This window comes from Oleiphilus sp. HI0067 (assembly GCF_001635735.1).
In genome coordinates this window covers 1-1,034 of sequence record NZ_LWFI01000908.1, presented here as the reverse complement: position 1 = coordinate 1,034, position 1,034 = coordinate 1, and the positions used below count along the sequence as shown (strand labels likewise).

Annotated in this window: 1 protein-coding gene; it reads left to right on the top strand. The window is 41.3% G+C overall.

Annotated features, from left to right (window positions below; genetic code table 11):
* Positions 1-242 (top strand): hypothetical protein (locus tag A3739_RS29900; RefSeq protein ID WP_197472264.1); only part of this gene is annotated, 242 nt, incomplete at its 5' end.
* Between the last annotated feature and the right edge of the window lie 792 nt (positions 243-1,034).

Sequence of the window (1,034 nt, the reverse complement as noted above, 5' to 3'; positions counted from 1 at the left end):
CAGGTACTGATGGTCTTACTTTTGACATCACGCTAGGTCAGTCTTCTTCAAACGGTATGACTTTCGTACCAGCAATGATCGACAACGGTGAAGCGGCACTATCTCTTACAGGTGTTACGCTACAGGCAGCTCACCAGTTGACGCTTGGTGGTACTTTGACAGTTGATAATGCAACGACTGCAGCGGCAGCGGCAGCTACTGCGACCTCAATCGATTACGATGTTTCTGTTGTATACAACTAAGCACTAGTTGTAGAGAAACATATAAAAGGCGCCTTGGGGCGCCTTTTTTTGTTGTACTGCACGATCAAAATCTTATCTGAAAAATTCTTTCTTCAAAGGCTGATCGGCAAAGCTTTGTTGTCCGACTTGTATTGCCTAGCCTTATCTTATTTTTTCCAGTGTTACTTCGTCATTAGGGCTAAAAGTTGAAGTCTAGGCACCTGAAAGTTTTATCGCATCGCCTGTGTAAGGTATTGATATAGATATCGAAATTGATCAATGAATGATCGGTATTTACGTGTGTCTTTAAGTTTGAAACACGTATCAAACATCACGTAACACTTTGCTACAAAACGGCCTGTTTTTCGGCGTACAAGTTCTGTGATCTAGCTAAGCTGAAATTAAGCGCAAACGAAATGCAAAACATTTTAAAAAACGCGCTGCTTACAACGTGACGAAATATCTAATCGTGATGTTGTAGAGGCCACAAGCCTCGCTTAAAGCTGCATATAAGCAGCTTGCAGTTAAGAGCAGGAAGCAAGCAGTACAAGCAGTAAGTGCGAAAGTAGTAAATATGAAAGGTCTTTCGAAAGAGAGACAAACAAGATGGCCCTAAGGTCACGATATAAAAATTTAATTCAGCAATTTCAAAACTAAATAAGTGTTCGGAGATACTATCCATGAAAAACGTATTCAAAAAAGCAGCAATCGCAACAACTCTAGTTTCAGGTCTTGGCGCAGGTATGGCTCACGCTGATACTTTCCAGGCTCTACTTCAAATCGTTGAGCCACTTCAGTTGACTGAAAATACGC